Source organism: Muricoprocola aceti (assembly GCF_025567005.1).
In the GTDB taxonomy this organism is placed as follows: Bacteria; Bacillota; Clostridia; order Lachnospirales; family Lachnospiraceae; genus Marvinbryantia; species Marvinbryantia aceti.
In genome coordinates this window covers 97,665-116,060 of the sequence record NZ_JAOQKE010000006.1, presented here as the reverse complement: position 1 = coordinate 116,060, position 18,396 = coordinate 97,665, and the positions used below count along the sequence as shown (strand labels likewise).

Below are 18,396 nucleotides of genomic sequence, written 5' to 3'. Positions count from 1 at the left end.
GAAGGTGGAGGATCTGAATGAAAAATAAGAAGAAAGTGAAGACAGCGGTCATTGTTGCGGCGGCTGTGACCGGCGTGGCCGGTGCAGGAGTGGCAGGTGTGACCTATATCAGAAAGAATAACAGCAAAGCAGTAGAAGTGACTCCGGTGGCAACACTGAATATGGGAGACATGCTTTCTATGGGCTCAGATGATGGAACATCCGGACAGGTTGTGTCCAATGTCAGCCAGAATGTGCGGATACCGGACGGAAAAGTGATCGATCAGGTATATGTAAAAGAAGGCGATAAAGTCAGGATAGGAGACAAACTTCTCAGCTATGATACGACGTTATTGGGACTGGATAAGGAATTGCAGGAGATTACGGTAATGGAGCTTGGTCTGGAGATCAAGTCTGCAGAAGCAGATCTTGCCAAACTGCAGAACGCAAAGCCAGGAGATGCGATCCTGGATAATCTGAGCAGTGATTCCTCCAGTTCACTGACAGACAGCGCAGATGATGTAGAATCAGATGACGGTGATGATGGAGGAGACGAGGAAGCACGACTGGTAGAGAATACCAGAGAACTTCTGGCGGCTCAGGAAGATGGGATTGGTGAAAGTGCTGCCTCAGATGCCCAGACGGAAAGTACAGAACAGGCAGCTACAGAGAACAGTGATGATACGACTGAGACGCAGGAAAGCAGCAGTGTCTCAGAAAGTGAAGCGGTCATTGACCAGTCTGACAGTAATGCAGATAATTCAGGGGAAGTACTGACTCCAGGAGATCTGGATGGATCAGAAAATGGTACAGACCAAAGTAATGATCAGCAACAGGATAGTGACAGTGATAAGAATGAGAAAGCAAAGCATAACCAGAGCCTGGAGAAGTTTTTTACAAATATCAGAGTAAAGCTGGCAGATGACGGAGAAGAACCTTTGCTGGCAGATGTAAAGCAGGGGGAACAGGCAGAATTCTCTCTGGATGGAAAGATCAAACTGATTCCTCATTTTGCAGAAGATACAGAGCATCATTTTTGCAGTAAAGATACCTATACGATGTTGATCAGAGGCGTGAAGCTGAAAAAGCAGATCGAAGGTAAAGTATATGGAACAGCGCAGATCAACGGAGAAGATTATCCGGAGATTGGAGGATTTACACTGGCTCAGAAAAGTGACAGTGAAGATGTGGTACAGTTAACAATAGCCTTTCATGATGGACTGGATCAACAGCATGAAATTTTACCAGAACTGGAAGATATGTATCTGGAACTGACGCTGGATTCAGAAGAAGTAAGTGGGGATCAGTTGACAGTGCGTACAGCCGGTGAAGAAAAAGATATTATCTTTACGGTGAAGGGCGCACAGTCAGAGGCAGAATCTGAAACAGAAAGCACGGCAGAGACGGACAGTGAGATGACAGAGGCACCAGAGACAGAGCAGGCAGGTGACGTCGCGGTATTGGATCAGGATGCTGAGAACAGTGTAGAGCCGGGAACGGAACAGCCAGATGAGGATCTGATTACGGAGCCGGCGTTTGAGGTACAGAATATTCATTTTCAGATTCACTGGAACCATGGAACGAATAGTGTGCAGAGCAGACCTGCCTCTATGAAAGTATATTTTTATCAAAAAGGTGTTATGCAGCAGGAAGATCCAGATTGCACGTTCACACTGACACCCGGCAGCAGTGCGGCAGTGGGAGTCGATAACGGAGTAGATGGAACCAGTGAAACAGTGGCAGAAGAGATGACCACAGAAACAGTTGCTCAGACAGAAGCACAGACGGAATCGGCTTCAGAAAATGCAGAGACCGGAACAGGGACAGAAGCGTTTACAGAAAGCATGACAGAGGAAGAGACTGCACCGGCAGAAGAGATCAAAGATGAAACAGATACTACATCTGCGATAGAAGACTGGAAGCCGATTGATCTGAAATTACCAGATACGATAAAACTCAATTCCTCAGAGCTGGGAGAAAGCGAGCAGACCTGGAATGAACTCTGGTCAGGTTATGCACCAAATTATTCCATGAAAGTAACTGGCCTGAAGCTGGATGCCAGTGATGCTTCTGCTACGGTGCAGATCACGATGACTTATAACCAGCCAGAAGAGTCACCATTGATTAAGCTGAACCCAATTTCTGAACTGACCTGGCAGCATGGGGTAAATACACTGAATGAGACTGGTATGCGCGCCTACAAAGGAAGTGGAACGGCTGAGGATCCGTATGTGTTCTTTGTCACCGATGGGGTGAAGATCACCAATACCTTTGTAAACTGGGTGCTGGGATTTAACGAAGAGGGAACAGAACGTGTCAGTGATGGATATTACGTACGTCTGGAGATTCGTGAAAGTGATACCATTACCGGAGCCTTTATCAGAAGTATTGATCTGGATGGCACGGTGTTGACAGATCATGGCTATGGACCTGGTACGTATTGGGTATTTAACAGTGATACCGGTATCACAAAGTACGAGGAAGAGGTACCGGATGATGGCGGTGGAGGTATGGATCCAGGCTGGGGCAATGACAATGATGGTTCTACTTATACAGCAGAGGAACTGGCGCAGGCAATTGAAGATAAAAAGCTGGAAATCCAGAAGCTGAAGCTGGATGAACGTCAGGCAAAGCTGAAACTGAAGAATTATAATAAAGAGATGGAAGAATCCACGGTAGTCAGTGCGGTAGATGGATATGTGAAGTCTATCAATGGCAGTGAAGAAGATGCCTATATGGTGGTAGACAGTGAAAATGGTCTGTATGTCAAGACAACAGTCAGTGAGCTGGACCTGGCTGATGTAGCGGTAGATCAGGTGGTCAACTGCAGTTCATGGGATACTGGTGCTCAGTTTACGGCAAAGATTACAGAGATCGATGCGTTTCCAAGCTCGGAAGATGGGTCGGATAATAATTACGGGTCTTCCGTAAATGTGAATTCTTCCAGCTATCCGGTATTGGCAGTCGTAGATGAAGATACTGCAGAGAATCTTTCTGAGTATGAATCAGTCAGTGTGACATTCCCGTCTACAACGGTAACAGATACCGGAGCCATTTATCTGGAGAAAGCCTATATCCGTGCGGAAAACGGACAAAGCTATGTCTATATTGCCGATGAGAATGAGAAACTGAAGAAACAGTATATTCGAACAGGTGGTACAGTATGGGGATATGTAGAAGTGAAACAGGGATTAAGTACAGATGATCAGATTGCGTTTCCTTATGGCAAAGCTGTCAAAGAAGGTGCGGCTGTGAAGCTGGCAGATGAGGAATGATAAAAACGCAAAATGAGAGGAGGAAGCAGTCTTGCTTGAGAATATAAGACTATCTTTTCAGGGAATCTGGTCACATAAGATGAGATCCTTTCTGACTATGCTGGGTATTATCATTGGTATTGCATCGATTATTGCAATTGTATCTACGATTCAGGGAACTAATGAACAGCTGATGCAGAATGTGGTGGGATCTGGCACGAACGCAGTAGACATTAACCTGAGTCAGGGAAGTGCGGATAATCCACTGGATTTTTCCTGGAACAGCGTACCGTATGGTATTCCGGTTCTGACAGAGAATATTCGTGAAGAATTGCTGAATGTAGATGGTGTGGAGGATGCTACTTTTTACGTTTCCAGAACCTATGCAGACGGGATTTATTATCTGAACCAGTCCCTGCAGGGAGCAGATATCTATGGTATTGACAACCGCTATTTTAATGTCAATGGGTATGTAGTACGCACCGGGCGGGAATTCATAGACAGTGATTATAAGAACTTCCATAAAGTAGCTATTCTGGATCAGGATGCGGCCAGCACTCTGTTTCAGGAGGAAAGTGCACTGGGGAAAACCATCGAGATCAGCGGAGAGCCATTTACCGTAGTCGGAGTGGCACAGCTGCAGTCTGAGTTTGAACCGGTGATCAACAGCATCGATGAATATTATACTTACATGGGGGATGATTCCTCTACCGGAAAGGTATTTATTCCGTATGAGTCCTGGCCGATCATCTATCAGTACGATGAACCGCAGAATGTATCTGTTCGAGCAGCAGATGTAAAAGCCATGACAACTGTTGGAAAGCCTTGTGCGGAGATCCTGAACGGATACCTGAATACATCCAGCTCCGAGATCAAATACCGTGCAAAAAACACGTTGGAAAATGTAGAAAAGCAGCAGCAGATTAATCAGTCAACCAATCAGCAGTTGATCTGGATCGCCAGCATTTCCCTGCTGGTAGGTGGTATCGGTGTGATGAATATTATGCTGGTATCTGTGACAGAACGAACCAGTGAAATTGGTCTGAAGAAGGCGATTGGAGCAAGAAAACGGGTCATTCTGACCCAGTTTCTGACGGAAGCGGCTGTACTGACCAGTATGGGCGGAATTATCGGAGTTGTTGCGGGGATTGCCATGGCACAGGCGATTTCCAAAATCGCGCAGGTTCCGGTGGGAATCAGTATCCCGGCCATTATTGGATCTGTCATTTTCTCAACGGTAATCGGGGTCATTTTCGGATTCGTACCGTCTATTAAGGCGTCCAACCTGAATCCGATTGATGCATTACGGCATGAGTGATGTGCATTATGTACAAAACTGCATAAAATGGCGTAAATACAACCAAAAGGACTTGCATGCAAGTCCTTTTTGTGTTAAACTTAGCAAGTCGCAAAAATCACATATGCATATGTCTGCAGGTGGTGCCGCAAGGTTCCTGCTGATGAATTGTATATGGCAGAAAAACCAATATTAAAGGAGAAGTAAAATGAGCGTTATTTCAATGAAACAGTTACTGGAAGCAGGTGTTCACTTTGGACATCAGACAAGAAGATGGAACCCTAAGATGGCTCCATACATCTACACAGAAAGAAATGGTATCTACATCATCGACCTGCAGAAGTCTGTAGGAATGGTTGACGATGCTTACAATGCAGTAGGTGATATTGTTGCTAACGGTGGAACAATCCTCTTCGTTGGAACAAAGAAACAGGCTCAGGATGCTGTTAAGACAGAAGCTGAGAGATGTGGAATGTTCTATGTAAACGAAAGATGGCTTGGTGGTATGCTGACAAACTTCAAGACAATCCAGAGCAGAATCGCACGTCTGAAAGAGATCGAAACTATGGAAGCTGACGGAACATTCGATGTTCTGCCAAAGAAAGAAGTTATTGCATTAAAGAAAGAAATGGAAAAACTGACAAAGAACCTTGGCGGTATCAAAGAAATGAAGAAGATCCCAGATGCTATCTTTGTAGTTGACCCTAAGAAAGAAAGAATCTGTGTACAGGAAGCACATACACTTGGTATTCCACTGATCGGTATCTGTGATACAAACTGTGACCCAGAAGAACTGGATTACGTAATCCCAGGTAATGACGATGCTATCAGAGCTGTAAAACTGATCGTTTCCAAGATGGCAGATGCTGTTATCGAAGCAAATCAGGGAGCAGAACCAGCAATCGAATTCGAAGGTGGAGAAGCAACTGATATCGAAGAAGTTGTTGCAGAGACGGAGGAATAATTAGATGGCTATCACAGCAGGAATGGTAAAAGAGTTAAGAGAGATGACCGGCGCTGGTATGATGGATTGTAAGAAAGCTCTTACAGCTACAGAAGGCGATATGGACAAGGCAGTTGAGTTCCTGAGAGAAAAAGGACTGGCTACTGCTCAGAAGAAAGCTAGCAGAATTGCAGCAGAAGGTATCTGCAAAGTTATGGTATCTGATGATGACAAGACTGCAGTTGTTGTAGAAGTAAATGCTGAGACAGACTTCGTTGCTAAGAACGAAAAGTTCCAGGCATATGTAAGCGAAGTAGCAGCTCAGGCAATGGCTTCAGATGCAGCAGACATGGAAGCATTCATGGCAGAAAAATGGCTGCCAGATACAACTAAGACTGTTCAGGAAGCACTGGCAGGACAGGTTGCTGTTATCGGCGAAAACATGAACATCAGAAGATTTGAAAAAGTAGTTGAACCAGAAGGATTTGTATCTTCTTACACACATGCAGGCGGAAAGATCGGAGTTCTGATCGACGTTGTGACAGATGTTGTAAACGATGAGATCAAAGACATGGCCAGAAACCTGGGTATGCAGGTTGCGGCTATGAAGCCTCAGTTCACAAACAGAAGCGAAGTAAGCGAAGAACATATCGCTCACGAAAAAGAGATTCTGTTAGCTCAGATCAAGAACGATCCGAAGGAATCCCAGAAGCCAGAAAAGGTAATCCAGGGAATGATCAACGGACGTATCAACAAAGAGCTGAAAGAAATCTGTCTGCTGGATCAGGTATATGTAAAAGCAGAAGATGGAAAACAGTCTGTACAGGCTTATGTTGATTCCGTAGCAAAAGCTAACGGCGCAAAGATCGCGATCAAGAAGTTCGTTCGTTTTGAAACAGGCGAAGGAATGGAAAAGAAAAATGAAGACTTTGCTGCAGAAGTAGCTGCACAGATGAACGCATAATTCCATATTGTATGAAATTGTTGAAATGATGAATGACCCTTACGAATGGCATAATACCATTTGTAGGGGGCATTTTTTGCGCAAAAACGGTTATAAAAAAGCGAAAGAGAACATGGAAAACATTTGTCAAACATAAATTGCAAAAAAATGCATAAATGGTAGAAACAGTAACTTTATGTGGAGAATCCGGACTTGAGCATGAATAAGGTACTTGCGGGAGAATATATCGACATTCTGTAACAGATCAGAACAAATTTACATTCATTTTACATAAAAAAGCATACGAATTTTACATGGAGTAACTATAATGTAAAAGATTGCAAATTAAGTATGCGAAAAAGTCAGTTGGTAAATCCAATGGAGTGAAAGGAATGTAAATGAAAAAAACAGAAGATAAATATTTGATGAACCGAGAATTGTCATGGCTGAAGTTTAATGACCGGGTATTGGATGAGGCAGGCAACTCAAGAGTACCGCTGGCAGAGAGACTGACCTTTGCGTCTATCTATCAGTCAAATCTGGATGAATTCTATATGGTCCGGGTGGGAACGCTGATGGATCAGATGGAAGCATCAGAAGAAGTCAGAGAAAACAAAACCAATATGACCAGTGAGGAACAGGTGAAAGCAATTGTAAAGGAAACGCGGGAACTGGACCTGAAAAAAGCACGTATCTGTGAGCAGCTTATGGGTGAACTGGAGCCAAAGGGCATTCGGATTGTGAATTTCAACAAATTATCTGATGAAGAAGGAAAACTCTTAGAAACTTATTTTGATACAGAGATTGCACCATATCTGTCAGCGAACATCATCAGCAAGCAGCAGCCATTTCCATTTTTGAAAAATAAGGAGATTTATGCGGCAGCCCGGCTGGAAAGTAAAGGTGGGAAGACCAAAACTGCGATCATACCATGCAGTAACAATGTATTTCGCCGTCTGATTGATATTCCCACCAGACCAGGGAATTTTATGCTGTCGGAAGAACTGATTTTACACTTCTTCCCGAAGATGTTCCGAAATTATACGGTAAAAGAAAAAACACTGGTTCGTGTAACCAGAAATGCAGATATTGACACCGAAACTATTTATGATGAAGATCTGGATTACAGGGATGCGATGGAGAATTTGATCCGTCAGAGAAAGCGCATGAAGCCGGTGCGCATGGAACTGTCCAGAGAGATTAGTAAAAAGATGGTACAATCTCTGTGCAAGACCATTCAGGTAGATATAACACATGTATTTTTATCCGATGTGCCACTGGATCTTTCGTTTGTCTTTGGCATTCAGAATTATCTCAGGAGTAAAGGAAATGAAGAACTGTTTTATCAGAGACGTTCTCCGCGGATGTCACCGGCACTGGATATCAAGAAGAGTCTGATTGCACAGATTGAGAAGCAAGATGTACTATTGTCTTATCCTTTTGAGAATATTAAGTCTTTTATCAACCTTCTTTATGAAGCTGCAAAAGATGATACTGTGGTATCTATCAAAATGACGTTATACCGTCTGGCAAATAAGAGTCAGATCATTGACGCATTGATCGAAGCTGCTGAAAATGGCAAAGAAGTGGTGGTTTTGGTGGAATTGAGAGCCAGGTTTGATGAAGAAAGCAATATTGAATATTCCAGAAAGCTGGAAGAGGCGGGATGCCGTGTTATTTACGGTCTAAATGGGTATAAAGTGCATTCCAAACTTTGTCTGATTTCCAGAAAAACGGAAAAAGGTGTCTCCTATATTACGCAAATCGGAACCGGTAACTATAATGAAAAAACAGCAGCATTGTATACGGATCTGTCATTGATTACAGCGAATCATGAGATCGGAAAAGAGGCAGCAGGGGTATTTGCAGCACTGTTAAAAGGGGAATTCGTGGAAGAAACAAAGTATCTTCTGGTAGCTCCAAAATGTCTCCAGAATAAAATACTTGACATGATTGACGAAGAGATCGAAAGAGTGCATCGGGGAGAAGCAGGTTATGTCGGAATTAAGATTAATTCACTGACAGATAAAACCATTATAGATAAACTGGTCGAGGCTTCTCAGGCTGGGGTGAAGATTGAGATGATCGTGCGCGGGATCTGCTGTCTGATTCCTGGTGTAAAAGGTTATACGGAAAACATCAAAGTGATCAGCATTGTCGGTCGTTTCCTGGAGCATTCCAGAATCTATCGATTTGGAACGAAAGAACGGGAAAAAGTCTATGTCGGATCGGCTGATTTTATGACCAGAAATACCATACGTCGTGTGGAAGTGGCTGTTCCGATTCTGGATCAGCAGGTACGCGATCGCCTAGAACATATGTTTGAAATGATGATGAGCGATGATGAAAAGGGAAAAGAACTGACCAGTAAGGGCCTTTATGTCAGCAGAAACTTAAGTGATGTCAAGATGGATTCCCAGGAGTTATTTTATGCAATGGCCTATAGCCAGGCAGAAAAAAATACAGTGAAAAAGTGAACCGTTCAACAGAAAAAGGAGAAAAAGGTTAGAAAAAAGTGGATTACAAAAAAGTATTGGAAAATAAAGAAGTAAAAGCATTTCTGAAAAAAGGAAATGAAAATCTCGGGATTCTGGGATACACGGATCACTCTGAAAAACACTGTGCAATTGTAGCAAAAAGGGCAGGAGAAATACTGGAAAAATTCGGTTATTCCAAGCATGAGATCGAACTGGCACAGACTGCAGGTGCTCTGCATGACATTGGCAATGCCATAAACCGGAAAAATCACGGTGAATATGGAGCTTTGCTGGCCAATGAACTGCTTCAGAAAATGGGAATGTCGTTGGAAGACCGGATGATCATTGTATCTGCCATCGGACATCATGATGAGTCCACCGGTGGAGCAGTAGACCAGGTATCAGCAGCATTGATTCTGGCAGATAAGACCGATGTCCGGAGGAACCGTGTCCGCACAAAAGAGAAAGCCAGTTTTGATAAACATGACCGGGTGAATTATGCAGTCACCAATGCAACCGTAAAATTAAATTCGGAAAAGCATGTGATCACCCTGGACCTGGAGATTGATGAAAGCATCTGTACCATGTATGAATATTTCGAAATTTTTCTGGGACGGATGATGATGTGCCGACAAGCGGCAGAGATGCTGGGCGCCAAGTTTAAACTGTTGGCAAATGGAAGTAAAGTATTATAAAAATGAAGAGATAGAGGGCTTGTGAGAAGATTGTTACTCATGAGTCCTTTGTTTTATAAATTGCGAAATGAACAGGATTCGATTATAATAGTTATAAAGAGAACGTTATAAAGCAATTTGTTCAAAGCGAAACGGAGGCTGTAGATGGGTAATTATTTCAATCCTGGAAATGAAAAGTTTGATCGAATGATTCATTCAGAAATCTATGTCGATAAAACAGAATTGATTGCATATACCAATGGGGTAATCAATACATTACAAGAATATGTTTGCGTTAGCAGACCTCGCAGGTTTGGAAAGTCTATGACAGCAAATATGCTTGCTGCTTATTATAGCAGGGGATGTAGTTCGGAAAATCTTTTTCAAAATTTCAAAATAGCAAAAAACACCACTTATCATATTAGTAGGAATCAATTATAATAAAAAAACACATGAATGCATGATAGAAACACAGAGAAAATAACTGAGATTATAAGACAGTTAATATGTCTGAAGAAAGGAAAAGGCACTATGAAAGGTAGAAGATGTGTAGCAGTTTTTTGTATGACAGCTATGTTGTTATCAGTAAATGAGATGGGAGCAGGATCGTGGAAACAGGGAGAATTAGTTGTAGCTGCGGAGGATTCCATGTGGAAGGAAATTCCGGAGTATTTTGTATTTTCCAGCGGCGTGGGCGCCTGGGCAACAGAACTTCAGGTGGAAGATGACGGCTCGTTTACCGGAGTTTATCATGATTCGGAGATGGGAGATACCGGTGATGGTTATCCCAACGGTACGGTGTATTTTTGTAATTTTTCGGGCAAATTCACGGAGCCACTGAGATTTGATAAATGTATGTATGAAATGGATCTGGAAGAACTGGAGACAGAGGGCACCGAAGGAGAATCTTATATTGAAAATGGTGTACGTTATGTGTATTCGGAACCATATGGTATCTCCGGTGGAACACAATTTACATTGTATACACCGGGGCAGCCATATGAAATGGTGTCGGAAGATTTTGCCTGGTGGGTCAGAAGCTCAAGTGGAAGTCAGGAGACGGATTATCTGACCTGCTATGCTATTTGCAATGCTGCAACGCAGGATGGATTCGTCGGCTATGAGAATCAGGAAGGTGAAGACAGGGAAGACGAATATATTTTTGCCCAGTCGGATCATGAATATTTAAACGAACAGGATATTATAGGCAAGAGCAAAGAAACGATCCAGCAGGCGATCAATGAGATCTATGCAAGACATGGACGGGTATTTCAGAAGTCCGATGTGGCAGCGTATTTTGCATCCAAAAGCTGGTATTATCCGATTCAGGAGAAGACAGACGACCAAATTGTGGCAGAATTTAACAGCTATGAAAAAGCAAATGTAGATTTCCTTGCAAAATATCTGTAAAAAATATAATGCAAAAGAGGAGTCAGGATCCAGATGTAAATGAAAAGAAGATTTTGCGTGTCCGCGTATCAAAGACTTTTGTGCACTTTTGAAAGAATGGAAGGATATTGATTAAAAATATAGGCAGATTGTCCCTTGAATTTCAAGATAATCGGACTATAATAAAAGACAACAAATCAAAGAGAGTTACTTAAATTCGTTGAAGAGAACAAAGTTATTTCCGCAAGGATCTACAGAGAACCTGTATTTGGTGAGAGCAGGGATACTGGAAGAAATAAATATCATCTCTAAGAAGCAGCCTGAATCAGGAATAATGCAGTAGGGTTCGCCGGTTTTCTACCGTTAAAAAGAAAGCGTATGTTAGTACGTTCAGAGTGCTGTGATGACGATCACAGAATCAGGGTGGTAACGCGGAATAGAATTTCGTCCCTGTCAGTGTAGGAAAAGATACACTGACAGGGATTTTTTCATTTCACAATAAGGCCTTAGGAAATGGAAAACAATGTCCGGGTTCCTCAACGAAAAAAGCACCTTCTTTCGATTCAAGAATATTTTCAGGAGGAAGATTCTATGAAGTCTTTACAGAAAGCAAGCAAATTTTTATCCGATTATACATCGGTTGTCGTGATACTGATCGCAGTCGTCACATTTTTTATACCTGGTATGATGGGATGGGTGAACTATCAGCTTTTCACTGATCCAGTGGCCAATAAATTTACCAGTCAGTCCATTATCATTGGCGTGATCATGTTCAGTATGGGCCTGACCTTAACAACGAAAGATTTTCAGATTCTGGCGCAGAGACCTTTTGATATCTGTATCGGAGCGGTGGCACAGTATTTCATCATGCCGTTCCTGGCATTTACTTTATCCAAGGTATTACGTCTTCCGGATGGCATTGCACTGGGACTGATTCTGGTAGGCTGTTGTCCGGGCGGTGTATCATCCAACATCATGTCTTATCTGTGCGGTGGTGATGTAGCGTTTTCTGTAGGAATGACAACAGTATCAACGATCCTGTCACCAGTGATGACACCGCTGATGGTTTCCCTCCTTGCAAGAGGAACGAAGATCACCATTCATGGATTGCCGATGCTGGTATCCATTCTGGAAACCGTCATTGTTCCGGTTGCATTTGGATTTGTGCTGAATTTCCTGCTTGGAAAGAAAAAAGCATTTCAGGAAGCGCAGAAAGTCATGCCAGGAATCGCAGTACTTGGCCTTGCATGTGTGGTTGGAGGCGTGATCTCTTCTCAGGGATCCAGATTCTTCCAGTCAGGACTGGTGATCTTTGTGGCAGTGCTGCTTCATAATGGACTTGGGTATCTGCTGGGATATGGAGCCGGAAAACTCACCGGAATGAATAAAGCAAAGAAGAGAACGATTTCCATAGAGGTAGGTATGCAGAATGCGGGACTTGCCACCAACCTGGCAACTACTACCGCACAGTTCGCAAACACGCCAGAATCCGCAGTTATCTGTGCCGTCTCCTGTGTATGGCATTCTATCTCAGGAACTTTACTGGCAGGAATGTTTGCCATGAGAGATAAAATGCAGGAAAATAAAGCAGCCAGAAAAAATCTGGTTGAAGAATAAACAGAGAAAGTAAAGGAATTTCAAACCTTTTACTATATATAAGAAAAAGACATCAATGGAGGAATGAAAAAATGTCAGAAACAGCAAGAATTTTTTATCAGGAAGATTGTAACTTATCCTTACTGGAAGGAAAGACCATTGCCATCATCGGTTACGGCAGCCAGGGACATGCACATGCACTGAACCTGAGAGATTCCGGATGCAATGTCATCATCGGTCTGTACGAAGGAAGCAAATCCTGGGCAAAAGCAGAAGCACAGGGATTTAAGGTATATACCGCAGCAGAGGCTGCTAAAAAAGCAGATATCATTATGATCCTGATCAATGATGAAAAACAGGCAAAGCTTTACAAAGAATCCATCGAACCAAACCTGGAAGAAGGAAATATGCTGATGTTTGCCCATGGTTTCAATATCCACTTTGGATGCATCAAACCACCAAAATATGTGGATGTTACCATGATTGCACCAAAGGCTCCGGGACATACCGTAAGAAGTGAATATCAGGCTGGCAAAGGAACTCCTTGTCTGATAGCTGTAGAACAGGATGCTACAGGAAAAGCAAAAGAACTGGCTCTGGCCTATGGCCTTGCAATCGGCGGAGCAAGAGCAGGCCTTTTGGAAACAACCTTCCGTGTAGAGACAGAAACAGACCTGTTCGGTGAGCAGGCAGTCCTTTGCGGTGGTGTATGTGCCCTGATGCAGGCTGGATTTGAAACTCTGGTAGAAGCCGGATATGATCCAAGAAATGCTTACTTTGAATGTATCCATGAGATGAAGCTGATCGTTGACCTGATCTATCAGTCAGGATTTGCCGGAATGAGATATTCCATTTCCAACACCGCAGAATACGGCGATTATGTAACCGGACCAAAGATCATTACTGAAGATACCAAGAAAGCTATGAAGAAGATTCTGTCTGATATCCAGGATGGTACCTTTGCAAAAGACTTCTTATTAGATATGTCTGATGCGGGAGCACAGGTTCACTTCAAAGCAATGAGAAAACTGGCTTCCGAACATCCATCAGAAAAAGTCGGTGCAGAAATCCGTAAGCTGTACAGCTGGAATGGAGAAGACAAGCTGATCAATAATTAATTTAATTTTAGAAAAAGGTGCGCAAGAGACTGCGCATCTTTTTTTGTGTCAAAATGAGGCTGCTGGCTGACTTTCAGGGTATGGAGAAAAAGTGCAGGACCATAAAAATCCAGAAATTGCTCTTGCCGATCTTTGTCATTCAGATGTTCTGGCCAGCGTCCTTCCAGTGTCTGTCCCAGAAACAGAGAAGTATAGTGGCATATCAGATGCTCGAATGCGCGGTAATGGATGGATTCACAGAATCGGTTCATCAGATGTCGGTGGGAACGAGCCATATCCAGATAAAGTTGCAGCGCTTTTGCAGGGTCAGAACAGCGCTCCGCTTTTTTGCCCAGATCAGTCATTGCCTCCTGACAGGACCAGTCAATGACATCTCCGATATCTTTAAAATGATAATAGAATGCCTGGCGTGAAATGCCGCATTGTGTGGCAAGCATCTGTACATTGAGTTTATCCAATCCTTTTTCTTCTATTAATGAGAACAATTCTTTTGCAATCATTCGTTTCATATTAACTGGCATACTGTCATTTCCTCCGGAAAATGCCGGTATCTTTCATCTCTTATATAGAAAGAACAGGCATAGAATATAGAATAGTATAACAAATGCCGGCAAAATAGAAAAGAATAAAACTTGACAGATTTCAAAAAGTGTAAAGAACTTGAACAGATCATGGAACTTGCATATTTTCCTGATTTCAAATTTATGATACAAATGTATATCAGATGGGAAGTACTCAAAAAAGAATGGAGGAAAAAGGATGAATGAAGTAAAGACACCAAAGAAACCGTTTTATGTGTACTATGCGATTGTTCTGCTGGCCTTGTTTCTGATCAATGCTCTTCTGGTTCCCAGAATGGCCGGACGTATGATAAAACAGGTGGACTACGACACATTTATGAAGATGACGCTGGATAAGCAGATCGATGAAGTAGAAGTTCAGGATAATCAGATTATTTTTACTTCAAAAGATGACAAGACAATATATAAGACCGGGGTGATGAATGACCCGGATCTGACACAGAGATTGTATGACAGTGGAGCGAAATTTTCCAGTGAGATTGTCGAGCAGATGTCTCCGCTGCTTAGCTTTGTTATTTCATGGATTCTGCCGATTCTGATTTTCTATGTACTTGGTCAGTGGATGTCAAAGAAGATGATGAAGAAAATGGGTGGCAGCAACTCCATGATGTTTGGTATGGGAAAGAGCAATGCCAAGATCTATGTAAAGTCTTCGGAAGGTATCAAGTTCGCTGATGTGGCAGGCGAAGATGAGGCAAAAGAGAATCTGACAGAGATCGTGGAATATCTGCATAATCCAGAAAAATATAAGGAAATTGGAGCGTCCATGCCAAAGGGAATCTTGCTGGTAGGCCCTCCGGGAACCGGTAAAACCATGCTGGCCAAAGCAGTTGCCGGCGAAGCCAATGTCCCGTTTTTCTCTATGTCCGGTTCAGAATTTGTTGAGATGTTCGTAGGTATGGGAGCATCGAAAGTACGTGATCTGTTCAGTCAGGCAAAGGAAAAGGCACCATGCATTGTGTTTATTGATGAGATTGATGCCATTGGAAAAAAACGTGACGGACAGATGGGCGGCAATGATGAAAGAGAACAGACTCTGAATCAGCTGCTGACGGAAATGGATGGATTTGAAGGAAATAATGGAGTCATTATCCTGGCAGCAACCAACCGGCCGGAATCCCTGGATCCAGCGCTTCTTCGCCCGGGACGTTTTGACCGCCGCGTACCGGTTGAACTGCCAGATTTAAAAGGACGTGAAGAGATCCTGAAGGTGCATGCGAAGAAGATCAAACTGGCAGATAATGTAGATTTCACGAAGATTGCCAGAATGGCATCCGGTGCATCCGGAGCAGAGCTTGCAAATATCACAAATGAAGCGGCTCTTCGTGCTGTGCGGGATGGCAGAAAATTTGCCACGCAGGCAGATCTGGAAGAAAGTATAGAAGTAGTAATTGCAGGATATCAGAAGAAGAATGCAATTCTGACAGATCATGAGAAACGTGTAGTATCTTATCATGAGATCGGCCATGCACTGGTAGCTGCAAAGCAGACGAATTCAGCGCCTGTTCAGAAGATCACCATTGTGCCGAGAACTTCCGGTGCACTTGGCTATACCATGCAGGTGGAAGATGGCAACCATTATCTGATGACCAAAGAGGAGATGGAGAATAAAATTGCCACCTATACAGCGGGACGTGCTGCAGAAGAAGTGGTATTTGGATCTGTAACAACTGGTGCTTCGAATGATATTGAACAGGCAACCAAACTGGCCAGAGCCATGATTACCCGTTACGGTATGAGCCAGGAATTTGATATGGTTGCCATGGAAGCGGTAACTAATCAGTATCTGGGTGGAGACACATCGTTAAGCTGTTCAGCGGAGACACAGACATTGATTGATAAAAAAGTTGTGGAGCTGGTAAAGAAGCAGCATGAAAAGGCTGGCCAGATTCTGCTGGAAAACAGAGAAAAGCTGGATGAACTGGCCACGTATCTGTATGAGAAAGAGACAATTACAGGCGAAGAGTTTATGAAGATTCTGAATTCATAGAAGCCTGAAAAAATGTGAAATAAGAGGTGTAAGGAATTATGAAAAAAATAGGCAAGGCGATTGCAAAAGGACGTTACCTGATCTTTATTCTGGCACTGGCACTTTTGGTACCGTCTGCGATCGGATACTTAAATACAAGAGTAAATTATGATATTTTAAGTTATCTGCCGGATTCTCTGGAAACGGTATCTGGACAGGATATCATGGTAGACGAATTTGGCATGGGAGCTTTTTCCATGGTCATTGTAGAAGGCATGGATAATAAGGATGCGGCTGCACTGGAAGCGGATCTGGAGACTATCAATCATGTAAAAGAAGTGTTATGGTATGATGATATGCTGGATTTAAGTGTTCCGGTATCTATGATTCCGGACAGCATCCGAGATGCATTCTTCCAGGGGGATGCAACCATGATGATTGCGCTCTTTGATAACACCACATCTGCTGACGAGACGATGGAGGCTATCACAGCTATGCGTAAGATGGTGGGAAAAGAATGCTTCATCAGTGGTATGAGTGGAGTTGTTACAGACATTAAGAACCTGGCACTTCAGGAAATGCCGGTTTATGTTGTGATTGCATCGTTACTGTCATTACTGGTGCTGTTGCTGACCACTGATTCCTTTGTACTTCCATTTATTTTCCTGTCAAGTATAGGATTTGCTGTCGTATACAATATGGGTACGAATATTTTCCTGGGGCAGATTTCCTATATTACACAGGCACTGGTTGCAGTATTGCAGCTGGGTGTTACCATGGACTATTCCATTTTCCTTCTTCACAGTTACGAGGAAGCTAAACCGAATTATGAGAACCGTAATGATGCTATGGCAGAAGCTATTTCCAATACATTTATTTCTGTAGCAGGTAGCTCAGTTACCACGGTAGCTGGTTTTGCAGCATTAATTTTCATGACTTTTGAACTGGGACGTGACCTGGGTATCGTTATGATTAAAGGTGTAGTGATCGGTGTGATTTGCTGTGTTACGGTATTACCTTCTATGATTTTAATTTTTGAAAAAGCGATTGATAAGACCAGACACAAGCCATTACTGCCATCCATGGATAAGATCTCTGATTTTATCATCAAACATTCCTGGATCTGGCTGATTCTGTTCGTTGTCGCTTTTGTGCCGGCACTGAATGGAAACAATGGTGTAGAGCTGTACTACAACATTGACAGTGGACTTCCGGATACTCTGGACAGTGCAATTGCCAATAAGAAGCTGTCAGACGAGTTCCATATGAGTAATGTGCATCTGATCATGGTAGACAGCAGCCTGGATGCAAAATCAAAAAAAGAGATCCTGAATAAAGTGGAAGATGTGGATGGTGTGAAATGGGCACTTGGCCTAAACTCTGTAACTGGGGAGATGATTCCGGACAGTATGATTCCGAAGAAGCTGACTTCCAAACTGAAATCAGATAACTATGAGATCATGTTTGTGTGCTCTGATTATTCAGCAGCAACAGATGAAGTCAACGCACAGATTGCCTCTATCAATGACATTGTAAAATCCTATGACCCGACAGGAATGGTAATCGGAGAAGCACCGCTGATGAAAGACCTGGAAGATACCACCAGTGTAGACTTGGTAACGGTAAATACCGTATCCATACTGGCGATATTTGTAATCGTTATGATTGTATTTAAATCAATTTCACTGCCTGCCATTCTGGTAACGGTAATTGAATTTGCAATCTTTGTAAACATGGCGTTCTCTTACTACGGAGGTATTTCCCAGCCATTCGTGGCACCGATTGTAGTAGGAACCATTCAGCTGGGTGCAACGGTAGACTATGCGATTCTGATGACGAACCGTTATAAGACGGAACGTATGGCTGGAAAAGAAAAACATGAGGCAATTTCCATTGCCCATAAGACTTCCTTCAAGTCGATTCTGACCAGTGGATTGAGTCTGTTTGCAGCGACGATTGGTGTGGCACTGTATTCAAATATTGATATGATTCGTTCTATTGTAATTCTGCTGTGCCGTGGTGCGATTATCAGTATGATCATTGTACTGGTACTTTTACCTGCAATGCTGACACTGTTTGATAAAGTGATTTGTTATACGACAATTGGAATGCGCGGCTGCGCAAAAAGAAAATAAACTAGCAACCAATGGGGACGTACAACCAATGGGGACGGAGT

The 18,396-nt window shown here is 42.9% G+C and carries 13 protein-coding genes and 1 other annotated feature; of the genes, 12 read left to right on the top strand and 1 reads right to left on the bottom strand.

Going from position 1 to position 18,396, the window contains the following annotated elements:
* Positions 1-17: 17 nt before the first annotated feature.
* From OCV47_RS07605 to ilvC, 10 genes are all read left to right on the top strand, one after another.
* A complete protein-coding gene (locus OCV47_RS07605; protein WP_262654562.1) occupies positions 18-3,254 on the top strand; it encodes a hypothetical protein in 3,237 nt (1,078 codons plus the stop codon).
* A gap of 31 nt (positions 3,255-3,285) precedes the next feature.
* Positions 3,286-4,551 carry an ABC transporter permease gene (locus OCV47_RS07600; protein ID WP_262654561.1) on the top strand — a complete coding sequence of 422 codons (1,266 nt, stop codon included), beginning with the start codon at positions 3,286-3,288 and terminating at the stop codon, positions 4,549-4,551.
* Between the two features lie 187 nt (positions 4,552-4,738).
* Positions 4,739-5,494: a 30S ribosomal protein S2 gene (gene rpsB, locus OCV47_RS07595; RefSeq protein WP_117448123.1), complete on the top strand. Its 756-nt coding sequence runs from the start codon at positions 4,739-4,741 to the stop codon at positions 5,492-5,494.
* Between the two features lie 4 nt (positions 5,495-5,498).
* On the top strand, positions 5,499-6,437 hold the full coding sequence (gene tsf, locus OCV47_RS07590; protein ID WP_117448124.1) for a translation elongation factor Ts: 939 nt from the start codon (positions 5,499-5,501) through the stop codon (positions 6,435-6,437).
* A 377-nt stretch (positions 6,438-6,814) separates the two neighbouring features.
* Positions 6,815-8,893, top strand: a complete 2,079-nt coding sequence (gene ppk1 / locus OCV47_RS07585) for a polyphosphate kinase 1 (protein WP_262654560.1) — start codon at positions 6,815-6,817, stop codon at positions 8,891-8,893.
* A 38-nt stretch (positions 8,894-8,931) separates the two neighbouring features.
* The gene (locus OCV47_RS07580) at positions 8,932-9,588 is read left to right on the top strand and encodes an HD domain-containing protein (RefSeq protein WP_262654559.1); all 657 of its coding nucleotides are present in this window, start codon (positions 8,932-8,934) and stop codon (positions 9,586-9,588) included.
* 144 nt (positions 9,589-9,732) lie between these two features.
* Positions 9,733-10,008, top strand: a complete 276-nt coding sequence (locus OCV47_RS07575) for an AAA family ATPase (protein WP_331481270.1) — start codon at positions 9,733-9,735, stop codon at positions 10,006-10,008.
* 90 nt (positions 10,009-10,098) lie between these two features.
* The gene (locus OCV47_RS07570) at positions 10,099-10,977 is read left to right on the top strand and encodes a YARHG domain-containing protein (protein ID WP_262654558.1); all 879 of its coding nucleotides are present in this window, start codon (positions 10,099-10,101) and stop codon (positions 10,975-10,977) included.
* A gap of 190 nt (positions 10,978-11,167) precedes the next feature.
* Positions 11,168-11,411, top strand: a binding site (T-box leader).
* 136 nt (positions 11,412-11,547) lie between these two features.
* Complete coding sequence (locus OCV47_RS07565; RefSeq protein WP_117448128.1) at positions 11,548-12,573, top strand: bile acid:sodium symporter family protein; 1,026 nt, start codon at positions 11,548-11,550, stop codon at positions 12,571-12,573.
* 38 nt (positions 12,574-12,611) lie between these two features.
* A complete protein-coding gene (gene ilvC, locus OCV47_RS07560; protein ID WP_262654570.1) occupies positions 12,612-13,670 on the top strand; it encodes a ketol-acid reductoisomerase in 1,059 nt (352 codons plus the stop codon).
* Here ilvC and OCV47_RS07555 read toward each other — a convergent pair.
* Positions 13,667-14,191: a TetR/AcrR family transcriptional regulator gene (locus OCV47_RS07555; protein ID WP_262654557.1), complete on the bottom strand. Its 525-nt coding sequence runs from the start codon at positions 14,189-14,191 to the stop codon at positions 13,667-13,669. The two genes, ilvC and OCV47_RS07555, sit on opposite strands and share 4 nt — an antisense overlap.
* Before the next feature lie 238 nt (positions 14,192-14,429).
* Here OCV47_RS07555 and ftsH point away from each other — a divergent pair, with 238 nt between their 5' ends.
* The gene (ftsH, locus tag OCV47_RS07550; protein WP_256300704.1) at positions 14,430-16,241 is read left to right on the top strand and encodes an ATP-dependent zinc metalloprotease FtsH; all 1,812 of its coding nucleotides are present in this window, start codon (positions 14,430-14,432) and stop codon (positions 16,239-16,241) included.
* 38 nt (positions 16,242-16,279) lie between these two features.
* Complete coding sequence (locus OCV47_RS07545) at positions 16,280-18,355, top strand: efflux RND transporter permease subunit (RefSeq protein WP_117448132.1); 2,076 nt, start codon at positions 16,280-16,282, stop codon at positions 18,353-18,355.
* The last annotated feature ends 41 nt before the right edge of the window (positions 18,356-18,396 follow it).

Bases quoted from the DNA above. Each gene is read 5' to 3' on its own strand.
- OCV47_RS07605 (WP_262654562.1), top strand. From the start codon at position 18: ATGAAAAATAAGAAGAAAGTGAAGACAGCGGTCATTGTTGCGGCGGCT.
- rpsB (WP_117448123.1), top strand. From the start codon at position 4,739: ATGAGCGTTATTTCAATGAAACAGTTACTGGAAGCAGGTGTTCACTTT.
- tsf (WP_117448124.1), top strand. From the start codon at position 5,499: ATGGCTATCACAGCAGGAATGGTAAAAGAGTTAAGAGAGATGACCGGC.
- ppk1 (WP_262654560.1), top strand. From the start codon at position 6,815: ATGAAAAAAACAGAAGATAAATATTTGATGAACCGAGAATTGTCATGG.
- OCV47_RS07575 (WP_331481270.1), top strand. From the start codon at position 9,733: ATGGGTAATTATTTCAATCCTGGAAATGAAAAGTTTGATCGAATGATT.
- OCV47_RS07570 (WP_262654558.1), top strand. From the start codon at position 10,099: ATGAAAGGTAGAAGATGTGTAGCAGTTTTTTGTATGACAGCTATGTTG.
- OCV47_RS07565 (WP_117448128.1), top strand. From the start codon at position 11,548: ATGAAGTCTTTACAGAAAGCAAGCAAATTTTTATCCGATTATACATCG.
- OCV47_RS07555 (WP_262654557.1), bottom strand. From the start codon at position 14,191: ATGCCAGTTAATATGAAACGAATGATTGCAAAAGAATTGTTCTCATTA.
- ftsH (WP_256300704.1), top strand. From the start codon at position 14,430: ATGAATGAAGTAAAGACACCAAAGAAACCGTTTTATGTGTACTATGCG.
- OCV47_RS07545 (WP_117448132.1), top strand. From the start codon at position 16,280: ATGAAAAAAATAGGCAAGGCGATTGCAAAAGGACGTTACCTGATCTTT.